Source organism: Pseudoclavibacter sp. VKM Ac-2867, assembly GCF_015351275.1.
Lineage (GTDB): Bacteria > Actinomycetota > Actinomycetes > Actinomycetales > Microbacteriaceae > Pseudoclavibacter.
Window position 1 is genome coordinate 40,942 of the sequence record NZ_JADKSL010000008.1, and the last position, 16,310, is coordinate 57,251.

Below are 16,310 nucleotides of genomic sequence, written 5' to 3' on the forward strand. Positions count from 1 at the left end.
GTCAGAGTCTGGCACCCACGTCCGACATCAGGCGGACCACCTGCACGACGTCGCCCTCTTCAACCCGCTCGACACGCGCATCCACGATGGCGTAGCCGTTCGCGTCGGCGAGGCTGCCCACGAGGTGCGAACCCGAGCCCCGCGCGGCGGCCGGCGAGACCACGACCCCCGAGTCGGTGGTGCGGATGCGCGCCGGCAGGTACTGGCGGCGCCCGGGCGGCGTGCGCCAGCCGGTCGCGGCGCGCGCGCTGAGGCGCGGGTCCTCGACGACCGAGGCTCCCTGCAGGGCGCGCAGGCACGGACGGACGAAGACGAGGAATGACACCCAGGCGCTGACGGGGTTGCCTGGGAGGCCGAAGACGAGGGGGCCGAGCTCGCCCTCGCCGACCCACGGCTCGGCGAGGCGACCGAAGCCCTGAGGCTTGCCTGGCTGCATCGCGACCTTCTCGAACTGCACCTGGCCGCCAGGGGAGAGGAGCTCCTTGACGGGGTCGTATGCGCCCATGCTCACGCCGCCGGTGAGCACGATCACGTCGCAGCGGCCCGCGAGCGCCTGCAGTGCGGCTTCCAGTTCGGTGACCTCGTCGGACACTCGGACGACGTCGACGAGCTCGCTTCCGTGCTCGATGGCCAGGGAGGAGATGAGGAGCGAGTTCGAGTCGGGGATCTGCCCGCGATCGAGCGCCTCGCCTGGCGCGACGAGCTCGCTTCCTGTGGCGATCACGGCGACGCGTGGGCGTCGCGCGACGGAGGCCGTGCCGTACCCGGCCGAGGCCAGTGCGGAGAGCACCTCGGCGCTCCCGCGCGACCCTGCGGTGACGAGCGGGTCTCCGGGCTGGCGGTCCTCGCCGGCCGAGCGGATGTGCACGCCGCGCTTCGCCGGGGCGGTGATGCTCACCCGCCGCTCACCGCCGTCGGTCGCCTCGACGGGCACGATCGCATCGGCGTCCGCCGGGACGGGGGCGCCGGTCATGATGCGGGCGGCCTGTCCGCTCGCGAGGGAGGGGTCGGAGGCGGTGCCCGCTGGAAGGTCGGCCACGACGTCGAGGATCACCGGCGACTCGGGGCTCGCTGCGGCCACGTCGTCCGAGCGGACCGCGTAGCCGTCCATAGCTGAGTTCGTCCAGGGTGGCAGCGCGTATCGCGATACGAGGCTCTCCGCCAGGTACCTGCCGTGGGCTGCCGCCAGCGGAACGGTGTCGCTCGGAAGCTGGCGGGACTCGCCAAGCACGCGTGCAAGCTGCGTCTCGACCTCGATCATGCCCGCGCCCCCGTCTCAGACGCATCCACGCCGAGTGTGCCGCTGGATGCTCGCAACACCTGCAGCTGAGGTGTCTGCACCACTCGCACGTCGAAACCGTGCGGCGCGAGGAGCAGCGCCGCCCGCCTGGCCCTCGCGGCGGAGACGCAGTAGAGGTTGAACGGGGCATCCCGCGTGCCCGGGTGCCCTCCCGCGAGCCCGAGAAGTCGCGTTCTCAGCACCTCCGGCTCGCGTTCCAACTGGAGCAGCTCGCTGAGCGGCAGCGACTGGGCGCCTGGCAGCGCATCTACGGCGTACTCGTCCGGCTCGCGCACGTCGATCAGCTGGCCGCGCGAGTCCCGAACCGGATCGAAGTCGAGCGGGGCCGGCCTCGTCTGCGGGGCTGTTCGGTCCTCCTCCGGAGCGGGCGATGCTGTCGGCGGCCGCGAGCTTGCTGTCCGTTTGGCAGCGGTGCCTGCCACGTGGTCACGGGCGGCGTGATCGGCCGCCCGGAGCGGCACCTCGGAGACTCGCATCGTGAGCGCCTCGACGACGAGGAGCCTGCCGAGGAGCACGTCGCCGATCCCGGTGATGAGCTTGATCGCCTCGGTCGCCATCATCGAGCCCACGACGCCGCAGAGCGCGCCGAGCACACCCGCCTCGGCACACGACGGCACCGAGCCCTCCGGTGGCGGCTCGGGGAACACGTCGCGCAGGGTGACGCCCTCCGCAGGCGCCGGCGGCGTCGACCAGAACACGGTGAGCTGCGCGTCGAAACGCAGCACGGAGCCCCACACGAGCGGCAGGCCGAGGCTCGTGCACGCGTCGGCTACGGCGTAGCGCGTCGGGAAGTTGTCGGCGCCGTCGAGCACGAGGTCGTAGCCGCCGAGGATGCGCTCGGCGTTCGTCCCATCGAGGCGCTCATCGTGCTCCACGACCGTCACCTCTGGCGCGAGGCGCCGGAGGCTGCGCGCGGCGCTCGCGGTCTTGCGAGCGCCGACGTCGTCGATGCCGTGGATGACCTGCCGGTGCAGGTTGCTCGGCTCGACCGCATCCGCGTCGATGATCCCGATCGTGCCGACCCCCGCCGCCGCGAGGTACTGCAGCGCCGGAGCGCCGAGGCCCCCGGCTCCCAGGACCGCGACCCGGCTGGCGGCGAGGCGGCGCTGCCCGATCTCGCCGAGCTCGGGCAGGCGGCGCTGTCGAGCGGTTCGGGCGAGCTCGTCGCCCCGGAGTTCTGGGGACGGTTCGACAAGCGGTGCGAGGCGCATGGCGTCACCCTACCGCCGCATCCCGCGCAGCCAACCGGCAGGCAACCCTGCCCGGTCCACCTCGCGCCCGCGACGCTCGCCGCACACGCCGCCCAGGGCTGACTTGTGGTCGCCACCCGCGAGGAACGACGACCATAAGTGCGCTTTCGGCAGGAATGGTGGGCGGGCGCGGCTGCGCGCGGCGAGCTAGCATGATGGCGTGGGTCGGATCACGGTGCGACGGAGCGTCACACGCCTGAGCCTCGGGAAGCCCCCGAGCAGGAAGGCCGACTTCCTCGCGGCCGAAGAGCCTCTCGAGATCCGCGTCGGCGGACAGCAGCTGGCGATCACGATGCGCACCCCGGGCAACGACTTCGAGCTCGCGGCAGGCTTCCTCGTCTCCGAGGGCGTCATCTCACGCGGCGAGCAGTTCCGCTCGGCGATGTACTGCGCCGGTGCCGACGGGAGCGCGGATGGTCTCAACACCTACAACGTGCTCGACGTCCGCCTCTCCGCTGAGACCCCGCCACCTGACCCCGACCTCGCGCGCAACTTCTACACCACGAGCTCCTGCGGACTCTGCGGCAAGGCGAGCATCGACGCCGTCGAGCTGACCTCGAACTACGACGTGGCCCGCGACCCCGTCACACTCCAGGCGGCTCGACTCGTGACGTTCCCCGACAAGCTCAGGGAACAGCAGGAGGTGTTCGAGAAGACCGGCGGCCTGCACGCGGCGGCGCTCTTCGACGCCGCGACCGGCGATCTCCTCGTGTTGCGCGAGGACGTCGGACGGCACAACGCCGTCGACAAGGTCGTCGGCTGGGCGGTGCAGAACGACCGGCTCCCGCTCACCGGGACAGTGCTGCAGGTCTCCGGCCGATCGAGCTTCGAGCTCGTCCAGAAGGCCAAGATGGCGGGCATCCCCATCCTCGCGGCCGTCTCAGCCCCCTCATCGCTCGCCGCCGACCTGGCTGAGGCCAGCGGCATGACCCTCATCGGGTTCCTTCGCGGGGAGTCGATGGTCATCTACTCGCGCCCCGACCGCATCCTGGCTGCCGAGGAAGCAGCGCTCGACGCAGAAGCTGAGACCGACGCAGAGGCCGGGGCGGGAGCATGGAGCTAGCGAGCTGGGAGAGCTTCTTCGTGGCGACGGTGGGCGCCGGCGCCGCGCTCGCGGGCCTCATCATCGTCGCCATGTCCGTCAACGTCGCGACCATCATCGCGATCGAGAGCATGCCATCCAGGGCCGGGGCGACGATCGCCTCGCTGCTCCTCATCGTCATCGTCGGCGCGGCAGGTCTCATCCCCGCCATCAGTCTTCCGGCGTTCGGCGCAGTGACGCTCGCCTTCACCCTCGTCGTGGCCGTGCTGTACTGGCGCACGAGCGTCATCGGCTTCAGGAACCCTCACGGGCACCTGCGGGATCACGTGCTGCGCGCACTCTGGAGCATCCTCCAGCTGCTGCCCATGATCGTCGGAGGGGTGCTCGCCTTCGGGGCATCGGACGGTGCCCTGTACTGGGTCGCCGCGGGCTTCCTCCTCACCTTCGCCGGGGCGACGCTCAACGCGTGGGTGCTGCTCGTCGAGATCCTGCGCTAGCGAGCATCAGCGGCCCGACAAGCGCAGCTGCGGTTCGCACCAGAGCGCTGGCCACGCACATGCGGGAGCGCGTGAGAAGATGCCCGCATGGCAGAACAGCGATACCGGGTCAGCGAGGCCGCATCGCTCCTCGGGGTCAGCGACGACACCGTTCGTCGCTGGGGTGCAAGCGGCCGCCTCGACCTGCAGGGAGACGCCGGCGCGAAGACCGTCGCGGGCGCTCAGCTCGCGGCCCTCGCCAAGGAACTCGCCGACGGCGACGCCAGAGCCGACTCGGCCGAGCTGCCGCCAGCATCCGCCCGCAACCGGATGCGAGGCATCGTCACCAAGCTGACGCTCGACACCGTCATGGCCCAGGTCGAGGTGCAGGCGGGCCCCTTCAGGATCGTGTCGCTCGTGTCACGCGAGGCCGTCGACGAGCTCGGGCTCGAGGTCGGGAGCCTCGTCGTGGCCAGCGTGAAGGCGACGAACGTGGGAATCGAAGGAGTGCACAGTGCCTAGGAAGCGGAGACCAGGAACGCGCCGGTCCGTCGCTGCCGCCCTCGGGATCCTTGTCCTGGGCGCGCTCGCGGGGTGTGCTCCGATGACAGCCCCGACTGGGCCCTCCGGCGAGGCGTCCGTGTCTCCGTCACCCAGCGAGACAGGCCCGACCGGCAACGTCACCGTGTATGCCGCATCCTCGCTCACCGAGACGTTCACGCAGCTCGCTGGGGAGTTCGAAGCGGAGCACCCCGGAGTCACCGTGACCCTGAACTTCGGCGGCAGCTCGACGCTCGCGGACGAGATCGTGGCCGGCAGCACTCCCGTCGACGTTTTCGCCTCCGCCGATGACGCGACGATGAAGACGGTCGTGGATGCGGGACTCGTCGAATGGACCCCCGCGACGTTCACTCGCAACGCGCTGGTCATCGTGACGCCCAAGGGTAACCCGGCCGGCGTCACGGGCCTCGAGGACTTCGCCGACCCCACGCTGAAGATCGCCGTGTGCGCGGCGAAGGTTCCCTGCGGCGCCGCGAGCGCCAAGCTGTTCGAGCAGAACGACATCGTTCCGAAGCCCGACACCAAGGAGAGCGACGTCAAGGCGGTGCTCACGAAGGTGCGTCTCGGCGAGGCCGATGCCGGACTCGTCTACGCGAGCGACGCGAAGGCCGCAGCGAGCGAGGTCACTGCGATCGAGTTCCCCGAGGCGCTCGACGCGGTCAACAACTACGGCATCGTCCCGCTCAAGGCTGCGCCCAATCCGGAGGCGGCCGCCGCCTTCACCGAGTTCATCCTCACGGCGCGAGGCGTCGAGGTGTTCGATGAGGCCGGCTTCCTCAGCATGACGTGAGCGACGCGCCGGGGAATGCGGAGGGCGGTCGCGGCGTTAACCCCGACCGTGCGGGCATGCCCGCGCGCCAAGATCTGAACCTCTCAAGGAGTACTGTGACCGACTCGCGCACCGCGACACGCGACGCCGAACCGACCCCAGCTGAGTCCGCATCCGCGGGCGCAGCCGCCTCCACGAGCGAGCTCGGCGCGGACCCGCGCACTCGCTTCGTGATCCCACTCCTGCTCGTCTCCGCGTTTGTCGTCATCCTCAACGAGACGATCATGGGCGTGGCGCTGCCGGCCCTCAACGCCGACCTCGGCATCCCGCTGGCGACCGGCCAGTGGCTTACGACCGCCTTCATGCTGGTCATGGCCGTCGTCATCCCCATCACGGGGTTCCTGCTGCAGCGGTTCCACGTGCGCCAGGTGTTCATGGCGGCGATGATCCTCTTCTCGCTCGGAACGCTGCTCTGCTTCCTCGCGCCCGGCTTCGAGGTCCTGCTCCTCGGCCGCATCGTGCAGGCCTCCGGTACCGCCATCATGATGCCGCTGCTCATGACGACCGTGCTCAACATGGTCCCGCCGGAGCGTCGTGGCCGCACGATGGGCAACATCTCCATCGTCATCTCGGTCGCACCCGCAATCGGACCGACGGTCTCCGGCCTCATCCTGCAGGTCTTCGAGTGGCGCTGGATGTTCGGCTTCGTCCTTCCGATCGCCATCGTCGCGCTTGTCCTCGGAGCCCTGTTCATCAAGAACGTCACCGAGCCGCGCCAGGCGAAGATCGACGTGCTCTCCGTCATCCTCTCCGCCTTCGCGTTCGGCGGCCTCGTCTACGGCTTCTCCGGGCTCGGCGAGAGCTCGGCGACGGCCGTCGTCCCCGCGTTCGTCCCGATCCTCGTCGGCGTTCTCGCGCTCGGCGCATTCATCTGGCGCCAGATCGCGCGCCAGAAGACGGACTCCGCGCTCCTCGACCTGCGCGTCTTCACGAGCCGCCAGTTCACGGTGTCGCTCATCCTCCTCGCGGTGAGCTTCATGTCGCTGTTCGGCACGATCATCCTGCTGCCCATCTACATGCAGGAGGTGCTCGGCTACGACACCCTCCGCGCCGGCCTCACCCTGCTGCCCGGTGGCCTCACGATGGGTCTGCTCGCGCCGTTCGTCGGCCGTCTCTTCGACCGGTTCGGCACCAAGCCGCTCATCATCCCCGGCTCGCTCGTCGTGAGCACGGCGATCTGGGGCATGACGATGCTCGGCGAGAACTCCGAGCAGTGGATGGTCATCGCCGCCCACGTCACCCTCTCGATCGGCCTCGCGCTCATGTTCACGCCGCTCATGACAAGCGCGCTCGGCGACCTGCCCAAGTCGAGGTACTCGCACGGCTCCGCCGTCGTGACCACGGCGCAGCAGCTGGCCGGAGCCGCAGGCACGGCGATGTTCGTCGTCGTCATGGCCAACTCGACGCTCGCGGCGGCCGGTGAGGGCCTCGCCCCCATCTCGGCTGAGGCGCAGGGCATCCACTCTGCCTTCCTCGTGGGTGCGTGCATCTCGCTCGTCACCATCGTCGGCACGTTCTTCGTGAAGTCGACGCCGAAGCGCGCCGACGCGGAGATCCCGATGGGTCACTGAGCCTGCTCAGCAGACGGAGGGCCCGGCACCAGAGACTTCTGGCGCCGGGCCCTCCGTTCGTCCCCGCCCGGAAGATCTTCCTCTCGAGATTTGCGAAGATGGGGAGTCGAACATCCACCGAGCTGAGGAGCGACCATGGCTGACGCGCCCGAGATCGTCGAGAAGTCCATCACTTTCGAGGCCGCACCGGAGCGGCTCTGGGCCATGCTCACGGAGCAGGAGTCGTTTGCGAGCTGGTACGCGTTCGGAGGCGCGACGATCGAGGCCGAGCCCGGGGGAGTGCTCGCCGTCCACTGGCCGGAGCACGGCACGTTCCGCGGCGAGGTGACGCTCGTGGAGTCGCCTCGTCGCTTCGGCTACCGCCTCGCCGCGGTTCCGGAGGAGGACCCTCAGCCGCAGAACAGCACCGTCGTCGAGTTCACGATCGAGCCGGCAGACGGCGGGTCTGCGCTGACCGTGCGCCATTCGGGTTTCGAGGGGCTCGAAGGGCTCGCTGCGGATTCGACGTCGGCCGAGATCGAGACGATGGCCTGGACGGCGGCGCTGCCGCTGCTGCGAGAGGCACTCGGCGAGGCCCCGGCAGAGGAGATCCCGCTGCTCTGATCCCGTTGCTCGCTCTGATCCCGCTGCTGTGTGACGGGCGCGGCATCGTGCTTGGACTCAGCAGAAGTTACGGGCTCGAAACATGGGCGTCACGTGCTCGGAAACGAGCAACCGTAGTTTCGCACTAGACAACGCATGATGTCGTGAGCGAAACTTCTCGGAGTCGCAACGACGCGACCACGAAAGGTTTTCACATGACCGACGTCGACCCCACCCTCGAGATGTCAGACGGCGCCTTCCACCGCCTCCTCGGCCCTGAGGCTGAACCCGGCTTCCTCGCCGACTCCGAGCTGCCCGCCTACTGGGGCCGCAAGTGGGGTGCACAGGACGAGGTCGGACGCCTCCGCACCATCATGATGCGCCGCCCCAGCGCCGGCCTCGAAGCCGTCGAGAAGGCGGGGGAATCGACCTGGATGCCCGAGATTGGCGCCTACGTCGACCCGGACCGCCGCTGGTACTGGTCTGGCCGCGAGTTCCCCGACCTCGAGAAGCTGCACAGCGAGTTCGACAGCTTCGTGAAGGTGCTCGAGGACAACGAGGTCGAGGTCGTCATGGCCCCCGACCTCGCCCCCAGCTTCACGAAGTCGGTCTTCACTCGCGACCCGCTCGTCACGATCCCCGGCGGCGCGATCATCGGCCGCCTCGCACCACGCATGCGGCGAGGCGAGGAGCAGTCGATCACGCAGACCGTTGCGGCCCAGGGCATGCCGATCCTCGGCACGATCACGGGCACAGGCCTCGTGGAGGGCGGCAGCTTCATCAAGGTTCGCCCCGACCTCGCGTTCTTCGGCACCTCCGTGCGCTGCAACGTCGAGGGGTACCGTCAGCTCAGGAACATCCTCGAGGAGCAGGGCATCGAGCTCGTCCACTCGCAGATGCCCGGCTACCAGATCCACCTCGACCTCTGCTGCGCCATGCTCGACGACGACCTCGCGCTCGTGAACTCGCGCATCGCCCCCTACGACTTCCTCGACGCGCTCTGGAAGCTCGGCATCGAGACCGTCGACGTCGCACCCCAGGAGGACTGGGCCTGCAACCTCCTCACCCTCGACCGCCGCAAGCTGCTCTTCCCCTCGCACCTGCCGCGCACGGCTGAGCTCCTCAACTCGAAGTACGGCGTGGAGATCATCCCCGTCACCTACCGCGAGATCAACAAGAACGGCGGCGGGCTGCACTGCTCGACGATGGAACTCCAGAGGGACTGGTAAGCGATGTCAGAGAAGGTCACCGGCGGAGAGCTCGTCATCCGAACGCTCGAGGCGCTCGGCGCTGAGCGAGTGGTCGGCCTGCCCGGCCAGCACGCGCTGCCCATGTTCGACGCGCTCGGCGACTCGTCGCTCGACTACCTCGGCGCGCGAGTCGAGAACAACGCGGCGTTCATGGCGGACGGGCACGCACGCGTCACCGGAACCGTCACCCCGCTCCTGCTCTCGGCCGGCCCCGGAGCGCTGACGGCGCTTCCCGGTCTGCAGGAGGCGGCGACGGCGAGCTCGCCCGTGCTGCTCATCTCGGCGCAGGTGCCGACCCCCGGCATCGGCGGCCAGGCCCACGGCTACCTGCACGAGCTGCGCGACCAGGAGTCGCACTTCCGCGGCATCGCCAAGGGCACGTGGAGCATCCGCTCGGTCGACCAGATCGTGCCGACCCTCGTCGAGGCGTGGCGCACGGCGCAGAGCGCCCCGGCTGGCCCCGTCTACGTCGAGGTGCCGCACGACGTGCAGCAGGCGAGCGTCGAACTCGTGGACGGGCAGCTCGGCGGCCTCGCGGCGGAGGCGTACGCGCTCGCTCCAGAGGCCACGGGTGCGCAGCTCGACGCCGTCGCGAGGCTCCTCGTCGAGTCCTCGACGCCGCGCATCTACGCGGGCGGCGGCGTCGTCCGCTCCGGCGCCGGGGAGCTGCTCGAGCAGCTCGCCGAGCAGCTGCAGGCCCCCGTCGTCACGACCTACGGCGGGCGCAGCGCCTTCCCGTGGGCGCATCCGCTCTCGGCCGAGGGGTGGATCGAGGACATCGCGACCACCGAGTTCCTCGAAGCCGCCGACGTGCTGCTCGTCGTCGGCACGGGCCTGAGCGAACTCTCGTCGAACTACTTCCGACTCGCCCCGACGGGCACCGTCATCCACGTCGACGCCGACGCACGTGTGCTCGGCGCGAACCACGAGGGCACGATCACGCTCCGCTCCGATGCCGGCCTGGCGCTCCAGGGAGTCCTCGACCGCCTCCGCGCGAGCGAGGTCGGAGAGCGAGCGGATGCGCGCCCCGCCATCGACGAGCTCCTCGCAACCGTGCGGGGCAGGCTCGACGCGCAGCCCCTCGCCACGGAGCGGGAACTCATGGACACCCTGCGCTCGGCCATCCCCGACGAGGTCGCAACCTTCTGGGACATGACGATCAGCGCCTACTGGGCCTGGTCGGCGTGGGATGCGCGCGGCGGCGTGTACGAGAACGGGCAGTGCGGCGGGCTCGGCTTCGGGCTGCCGGCGGCCATCGGCGCCTCCTTCGCCTCCCGCTCGCGCGAGACGCCGAACGGCGCCCCCGTCGTCGCGATCTCCGGCGACGGCGGAGGGCTCTACGGTGTTGCCGAGCTGTCCACACTCGCACAGTCGCAGCTCAGCGTGACCTGGCTGGTCGTCGACGACGGCGGCTACGGCGTGCTGCGCGGCTACATGAACGAGGCATACGGGCGAGCCACGGCGACCGAGCTCACGGGCCCCGACTACCTGGCGGTGGCGCGTGCGTTCGGCATCGAGTCGAGGGCCGTGGAGCTGGACACGCTCGCCGACGAGCTCGCCGCGAGCATCCGCACCCCCGGACCCCGCGTGCTCGTGCTGCCCGCCACCCTCGAGCTGTTCGAGGCGACCCACACGCACCGGCCGGCGGTCCACCGATGAGAGCCCTGCCCGTCGTGCCGCGCAACGAGCCCGCCGCCATCGGCGGCAGGCTCCGGTCGGTGCGCCAGCTTCGCCAGATGACGATCGAGCAGCTCGCCAGTGCGACGGGGCTCAGCAAGAGCTTCCTCAGCCGCGTCGAGCGCGACCAGACGTCGCCGAGCGTCTCCACGCTCGTGCTGCTCTGCGACGTGCTCAACATCGAGGTCGGCGAGCTCTTCAGCGCACCGGATGCGCAGCTCGTCCGCTTCGACGACGCACCGCAGATCAACCTCGGCGGCACCAACGTGTACGAGCGCCTGCTCAGCCCCCGCAACGACCCGCGCTTCCAGGTCGTGCGCTCCCGCGTCGACGCCGGCATGTCCGGAACAGGCGGGGAGGAGCTGTACTCCGTGAACTGCGAGGTCGACTTCCTGCACGTGCTGCGCGGGTCGATCACGGTGGTGCTCGCCTCGGAGACGTGGGACCTCGAATCCGGGGACTCGATAACGCTCGACGGTCGCGAGCCGCACACGTGGCACACGCGCGACTCGACCGAGGGGGTCGAGCTCCTCTGGGTGCTCGCCCCTGCCGCGTGGGGAGGCACGACCTGACCTTGCCCGACCCACTACTGCCGTTCACCGGCACAGACCGAGCGATCGCTCGGCACGTAACGCCCTTGTAAACCCTGCGTGACTTGGCGCCTCCGGCGGCAAGTTGCCTCCTAGATTACGCATGTTGCCTACAGATGATCACTGCTGGTGATCAAGAGAAGGAGAAATTCACATGGCATCCAAGAAGCTCATGAAGGCGGGCCTGGCTGGCGCCTCGTTCGTCGCCCTCACCGCACTGCTCGCCGGATGCTCGTCCGGTGACGCCCCGGAGGCCGACGTCTCCGAGGTCGCCGTCGACGAGGCGGCCGTCGCGCTCCTCCCGCAGGAGATCGCCGACGCCGGCACCCTCACGGTCGGCACCGAGGCGTACTACCCGCCCTACGAGTACCTCGACGCCGACGGTGCCACCGTCATCGGTCTCGACATGGACCTCATCAAGGCCGTCGGGCAGAAGCTCGGCCTCGAGGTGCAGATCGAGAACGTCGCATTCGACACGCTCCTCCCGTCGCTCGACACGGCACGCTACGACGTCGTCGTCGCCGCCATGACCGACACCCCGGAGCGCCAGGAGAACTACGACTTCGTCGACTACTTCAACGCCGGCCAGGGCATCGTCGTCGCAGAAGGCAACCCGGAGGGCATCACCGCCGAGGCCGACCTCTGCGGCAAGGCTGTCTCCGTGCTCCGCGACTCCGCGCAGCAGGGCATCCTCGAAGCCTTCAACACCGACATCTGCGCATCGAGCCCCATCGAGATCTCCGCGCAGGCCACCGACAACGACGCCCTCATCCAGGTGCAGTCCGGCCGCGCAGCAGCGTCGGTCAGCCAGTACCCGGTCGCGAGCTACAACGTCGAGCAGGCAAGCGGCTTCGAGCTCGCCAACGAGGAGCCCTTCCAGCCAGAGCCCCTCGGCATGGCGGTCGCGAAGGACAACCAGCTGAGCGCAGCCATCCAGGCGGCGGTCCAGTCCCTCATCGACGACGGCACCTACACCGAGATCCTGACCTCCCACGGTCAGGAAGGCGGAGCCGTCGAGGAAGTCACCATCAACGGCGCCGAATAGGCCCCGCGGAGACTGACGAACAACAACGGAGCTGAAGAACAGTGAACACCTCGACCGGCCCCTCCACGGGCGCGACGGGAGCGGTCACCACCGCCCCCGCCGCGCCCGCGGCCGACGCCCCCAAAATCGTCCCGCTGCGGCACTACGGCCAATGGATCTTCGCCGCGATCGTGCTCCTCTTCCTCGCGAAGCTTGTCTACGACGTCGCGACGGGATCGAGCATCCGCTGGGAGAAGGTCGGCTCGAGAGTCTTCGCAGAGGCCATCATGCAGGGCCTCCTCATCACCATCATGCTGACCGTGGTGAGCATGATCCTCGGCATCATCGGCGGCATCACCCTCGCCGTCATGCGCATCTCCAGCAACGGGGTGCTTCGTGCCATCTCGAGCGGATTCGTGTGGATCTTCCGAGGGACGCCGATCCTGGTGCAGATCCTCATCTGGTTCAACCTCGCGCTGTTCTTCCCGCAGATCGACCTGATCTTCATCCAGCTCGACACCAACGCCCTCATCCTGCCGCTCACCGCGGCAGTCCTCGGCCTCGCGGCCAACGAATCCGCCTACATGTCGGAGATCATCCGCGGTGGCATCATCTCCATCGACCCGGGCCAGAAGGAGGCGGCGGAGGCGCTCGGCATGACGCAGGGCAAGATCATGTTCCGCATCATCCTCCCGCAGGCGCTGCGCTCCATCGTGCCGCCCATGGGCAACGAGCTCGTCACGCTCCTCAAGGAGACGTCGCTCGTGTCGGTGATCGGCGCTGGAGACCTCCTCACGAGAGCGCAGCAGATCGGCGCCGCCGACTTCAGCCGCATGGAGATGCTGCTCGTCGCGAGCATCTGGTACCTGATCCTCACCTCGATCGCGAGCATCGGCCAGGGCTTCCTCGAGCGCAAGCTCGGCAAGTCCCGCGGCTTCGCGACCCCGGAACCCGTGTGGAAGCGAGTCCTCAACTCGATTCTGCCCAACCGCAGGTCTGCAGGAACAAGCAGAGAGGCAATCCGCTGATGCCCGCATCCACATCTGCATCCACATCCACCGCATCCGCCGCACCCGCCGCACCCATGATCGAGCTGCGCAACGTCGCGAAGTCGTTCGGCAGCGTCGAAGTGCTCAAGGACATCTCGCTCGACGTGCACGCCGGCGAGGTCGTCAGCATCCTCGGGCCATCGGGCTCCGGGAAGTCGACGCTCCTGCGCTGCCTCAACCACCTCGAGACCGCCGACCGCGGCGTCATCAGGGTGGCAGGGGAGCCCGTCGGCTACAAGGAGAAGAACGGCAAGCTCTACGAGCTGCGGCCGAACGAGATCGCGAAGCGCCGTCGCGACATTGGCATGGTCTTCCAGCGCTTCAACCTGTTCCCGCACATGACGGCGATCGAGAACATCATCGAGTCGCCCGTGCAGATCCTCGGACACAAGAAGTCGGCGGCCATCGCAGCCGCCAAGGAGCTGCTCGAGCAGGTCGGCCTCGCCGACAAGGGCGACAACTACCCGTCGCAGCTCTCCGGCGGGCAGCAGCAGCGGGTCGCGATCGCCCGTGCGCTCGCCATGAAGCCCAGCGTGCTGCTCTTCGACGAGCCCACCTCGGCACTCGACCCGGAGCTCGTCGGCGAGGTGCTGCAGGTCATGACAAAGCTCGCCAAGGAGGGCATGACCATGGTCGTTGTCACGCACGAGATCGGCTTCGCGCGCGACGTCTGCGACCGTGTCGTGTTCATGGACGGCGGCGTCATCGTCGAGGAGGGCGCCCCGGAGGACGTCATCCAGAACCCCAGGCACGAACGCACGAAGCGCTTCCTGGCGCGCGTGCTCAAGTGAGCGAGCTGACATGACGCGTCCACTGGTGATCTTCACCGACACGACCGACCTCTCGCAGGAGCCCGCCTCGAGGCTCCTGCGGGAAGCGGGCTACGCAACCGCCCACCTCGAGCTGCCGACCTCACCGGGACTCGACGCGGTCGTGCCCCGCGAGCACCTCGCCGCCGTCGCCGCGGTCGTCGGCTACGCCCGCATCACGGCGGACGTGCTCGCGCAGCTCCCATCGCTCCGGCTCCTCGCGACGAGCTCCGTCGGCACCGACATGATCGACGCGGATGCGGCGGATGCCAGAGGCGTGAAGATCGTGACCCTCGCTGGGGTCGCGACGGAGGAGGTCGCGGCGCACGCGCTCACGCTGCTGCTCGCCGCCGAGCGCTCCCTGCTTCGAAGCCTGCAGCTCGTGCGCAGCGGAGAGTGGACTGACGAGGCCACCGAGCGCCTGCACGTGCCGCGACGCCTCAGCACGCTCACGCTCGGTCTTGTGGGGCTCGGCCGCATAGGCGGCAGGCTCGCCGAGATCGCGCGCCCCAGCTTCGGCCGAATCCTCGCCTTCGACCCCTACGCACAGGCGGCGCCGGACGGCGTCGAGCTCGTCGGCTCCCTCGAGGAGCTCCTGCGCGCGTCCGACTCGTTGAGTCTCCACCTGCCGCTCACTCCTGAGTCGAGGGGCATCATCGGCGCTGAAGCACTCGCCCTCCTGCCGAACGGCGCCGTCGTCGTCAACGTCTCGCGGGCGGGCCTCGTCGACGAGGCCGCAGTTCAGGCCGCCCTGGCTGACGGCTCCCTCCGCACCTACGCGGCCGACGTCCTCGACGGGGAGCCCCCGCACCCGAGCGACGCCATGCGCACCGACCCTGGCACCCTCATCACTCCGCACACGGCCTGGTGGTCGGACGCGGCACTCGCCGGCTACGAATCGCAGCCAGCGCTCAACATCATCGCCGAGCTCGGCGCACCAGCCGACCCCACCGGGAGCACTTCATGACAGACAAGCCCGGCCTGCCGCACTCGCAGGCAGACGCCACAGCATCCACCCCGGCCGCCGCCCACGAGAGCTTCCTGCGCGACTTCGACACGATGGGCGAATTCGGGGCGACGGGGCATGGCGGCGTCGACCGCCAGGCCGCGAGCGACGCCGACAACGAGCAGCGCCGCTGGTTCCAGGCGCTGCTCGAAGGGCGCGGCTTCACCGTCGAGTACGACCGGATCGGCAACCAGTTCGGGCTGCTCGAGCTCGTGCCTGGCGCGCCGTTCGTGCTCATCGGCTCGCACATGGACTCGCAGCCGACAGCCGGCAAGTACGACGGCGCCTACGGCGTGCTCGCCGCGGCGCACGCGGCGTTCCGCATCGCCGACGAGGCGGCCGCCGGCGGCATCGACGGCGTGAAGTACAACGTCGCCGTCGTCAACTGGTTCAACGAGGAGGGCTCGCGCTTCGTGCCCTCCATGATGGGATCCTCCGTCTACACCGGCGTGCTGCCGCTCGAGAAGGCCCTCGCCGTCCGCGACAAGGCCGGCATCAGCGTCGAGGAGGCGCTGCGGCCCACCGGCTTCCTCGGCGAGGGCACCGGCCCCGTCGCGGCGCTGTGCGCCGAGATCCATATCGAGCAGGGTCGCTTGCTCGAGAACGCCGGCACGACCATCGGACTCGTCACCGCGACCTGGGCTGCCAGCAAGTACCGGGTGGTCGTCAAGGGCGAGCAGGCCCACTCGGGAGCAACCGTCATGGAAGACCGCAAGGACGCGCTGTACGGCGCATCCCTGCTCGTCGTCTTCGCGCGCGAGCTCACCGACCGCTTCCCCGGTAAGCTGCACACCGCCGTCGGGCAGCTCGACGTCTACCCGAACTCGCCCGTCGTCGTCGCGAGCGAGGTGACGCTGCTGCTCGACCTGCGCAGCGACGACGAAGCCCTGCTCGCCGAGGCGAACGCCCTCCTGGACGCGCGCTTCGCCGAGATCGAGGCGAAGGCCCACGTCGAGATCGAGCGCACCCTGTCGCACTCGTGGGACGTCAACCCGTACCAGCCAGCCGGCGTCGACCTGGCCCGCTCCGTCGCCGAGGACCTCGGCCTCACGAACGACGAGATCATGACCGTCGCCGGCCACGACTCGACGAACATGAAGGAGCTCGTGCCGACGGTCATGCTGTTCGTGCCCTCCGTCGACGGCATCTCGCACAACGAGGGGGAGTACACGGAGCCCGCCGACCTCGTCGCCGGCCTCGATGTCCTCACCGGAGTCGTGCGGCGCCTCGTCGCAGGCCACCTCTCCTGACCCTGCCCCGCCCTGTCCCTGCCTGACCCCCTCCGCTCCGCCTG

The 16,310-nt window shown here is 69.3% G+C and carries 16 protein-coding genes; 14 read left to right on the forward strand and 2 right to left on the reverse strand.

All coding sequences use genetic code 11. The features are described 5' to 3' along the window. Position 1 precedes the first annotated feature (1 nt). Positions 2-1,261 carry a gephyrin-like molybdotransferase Glp gene (gene glp, locus ITJ67_RS09540; protein WP_194677455.1) on the reverse strand — a complete coding sequence of 420 codons (1,260 nt, stop codon included), beginning with the start codon at positions 1,259-1,261 and terminating at the stop codon, positions 2-4. Next, entirely contained in the window at positions 1,258-2,511 is a 1,254-nt protein-coding gene (locus ITJ67_RS09545) for a HesA/MoeB/ThiF family protein (RefSeq protein ID WP_194677456.1), read from the reverse strand. The genes glp and ITJ67_RS09545 overlap by 4 nt, the downstream gene beginning before the upstream one ends. A gap of 199 nt (positions 2,512-2,710) precedes the next feature. On the opposite strand from ITJ67_RS09545, the gene fdhD reads away from it, so the two are divergent. The 14 genes from fdhD to ITJ67_RS09615 all read left to right on the forward strand — a co-directional run bounded on the left by fdhD (position 2,711) and on the right by ITJ67_RS09615 (position 16,266). Beyond that, the gene (gene fdhD, locus ITJ67_RS09550) at positions 2,711-3,613 is read left to right on the forward strand and encodes a formate dehydrogenase accessory sulfurtransferase FdhD (RefSeq protein ID WP_160074020.1); all 903 of its coding nucleotides are present in this window, start codon (positions 2,711-2,713) and stop codon (positions 3,611-3,613) included. Then, the gene (locus ITJ67_RS09555) at positions 3,604-4,089 is read left to right on the forward strand and encodes a hypothetical protein (RefSeq protein WP_160074022.1); all 486 of its coding nucleotides are present in this window, start codon (positions 3,604-3,606) and stop codon (positions 4,087-4,089) included. Before fdhD ends, ITJ67_RS09555 begins: the two co-directional genes overlap by 10 nt. 87 nt (positions 4,090-4,176) lie before the next feature. Then, entirely contained in the window at positions 4,177-4,590 is a 414-nt protein-coding gene (locus ITJ67_RS09560) for a TOBE domain-containing protein (protein ID WP_160074024.1), read from the forward strand. Positions 4,591-4,672: 82 nt separating this feature from the next. Then, the gene (modA, locus tag ITJ67_RS09565; protein ID WP_194677457.1) at positions 4,673-5,419 is read left to right on the forward strand and encodes a molybdate ABC transporter substrate-binding protein; all 747 of its coding nucleotides are present in this window, start codon (positions 4,673-4,675) and stop codon (positions 5,417-5,419) included. Between the two features lie 56 nt (positions 5,420-5,475). Further along, positions 5,476-7,029, forward strand: coding sequence for an MDR family MFS transporter (locus ITJ67_RS09570; protein ID WP_104242206.1), 1,554 nt, complete (start codon positions 5,476-5,478; stop codon positions 7,027-7,029). 135 nt (positions 7,030-7,164) lie between these two features. Beyond that, the gene (locus ITJ67_RS09575) at positions 7,165-7,632 is read left to right on the forward strand and encodes an SRPBCC domain-containing protein (RefSeq protein WP_160074028.1); all 468 of its coding nucleotides are present in this window, start codon (positions 7,165-7,167) and stop codon (positions 7,630-7,632) included. 194 nt (positions 7,633-7,826) lie between these two features. Next, complete coding sequence (locus tag ITJ67_RS09580) at positions 7,827-8,840, forward strand: dimethylarginine dimethylaminohydrolase family protein (RefSeq protein ID WP_104331405.1); 1,014 nt, start codon at positions 7,827-7,829, stop codon at positions 8,838-8,840. 3 nt (positions 8,841-8,843) lie between these two features. Beyond that, a complete protein-coding gene (locus tag ITJ67_RS09585; RefSeq protein ID WP_194677458.1) occupies positions 8,844-10,520 on the forward strand; it encodes a thiamine pyrophosphate-binding protein in 1,677 nt (558 codons plus the stop codon). Continuing rightward, entirely contained in the window at positions 10,517-11,110 is a 594-nt protein-coding gene (locus tag ITJ67_RS09590) for a helix-turn-helix domain-containing protein (RefSeq protein WP_160074032.1), read from the forward strand. The genes ITJ67_RS09585 and ITJ67_RS09590 overlap by 4 nt, the downstream gene beginning before the upstream one ends. 172 nt (positions 11,111-11,282) lie before the next feature. Then, a complete protein-coding gene (locus tag ITJ67_RS09595) occupies positions 11,283-12,173 on the forward strand; it encodes an ABC transporter substrate-binding protein (RefSeq protein ID WP_104242197.1) in 891 nt (296 codons plus the stop codon). Positions 12,174-12,214: 41 nt separating this feature from the next. Further along, the gene (locus tag ITJ67_RS09600) at positions 12,215-13,180 is read left to right on the forward strand and encodes an amino acid ABC transporter permease (protein WP_194677459.1); all 966 of its coding nucleotides are present in this window, start codon (positions 12,215-12,217) and stop codon (positions 13,178-13,180) included. Then, the gene (locus tag ITJ67_RS09605; protein ID WP_323741435.1) at positions 13,180-13,992 is read left to right on the forward strand and encodes an amino acid ABC transporter ATP-binding protein; all 813 of its coding nucleotides are present in this window, start codon (positions 13,180-13,182) and stop codon (positions 13,990-13,992) included. The genes ITJ67_RS09600 and ITJ67_RS09605 overlap by 1 nt, the downstream gene beginning before the upstream one ends. 10 nt (positions 13,993-14,002) lie before the next feature. Continuing rightward, the gene (locus ITJ67_RS09610; protein WP_194677460.1) at positions 14,003-14,977 is read left to right on the forward strand and encodes an NAD(P)-dependent oxidoreductase; all 975 of its coding nucleotides are present in this window, start codon (positions 14,003-14,005) and stop codon (positions 14,975-14,977) included. After that, on the forward strand, positions 14,974-16,266 hold the full coding sequence (locus ITJ67_RS09615; protein ID WP_194677461.1) for a M20 family metallo-hydrolase: 1,293 nt from the start codon (positions 14,974-14,976) through the stop codon (positions 16,264-16,266). The genes ITJ67_RS09610 and ITJ67_RS09615 overlap by 4 nt, the downstream gene beginning before the upstream one ends. Positions 16,267-16,310 lie beyond the last annotated feature (44 nt).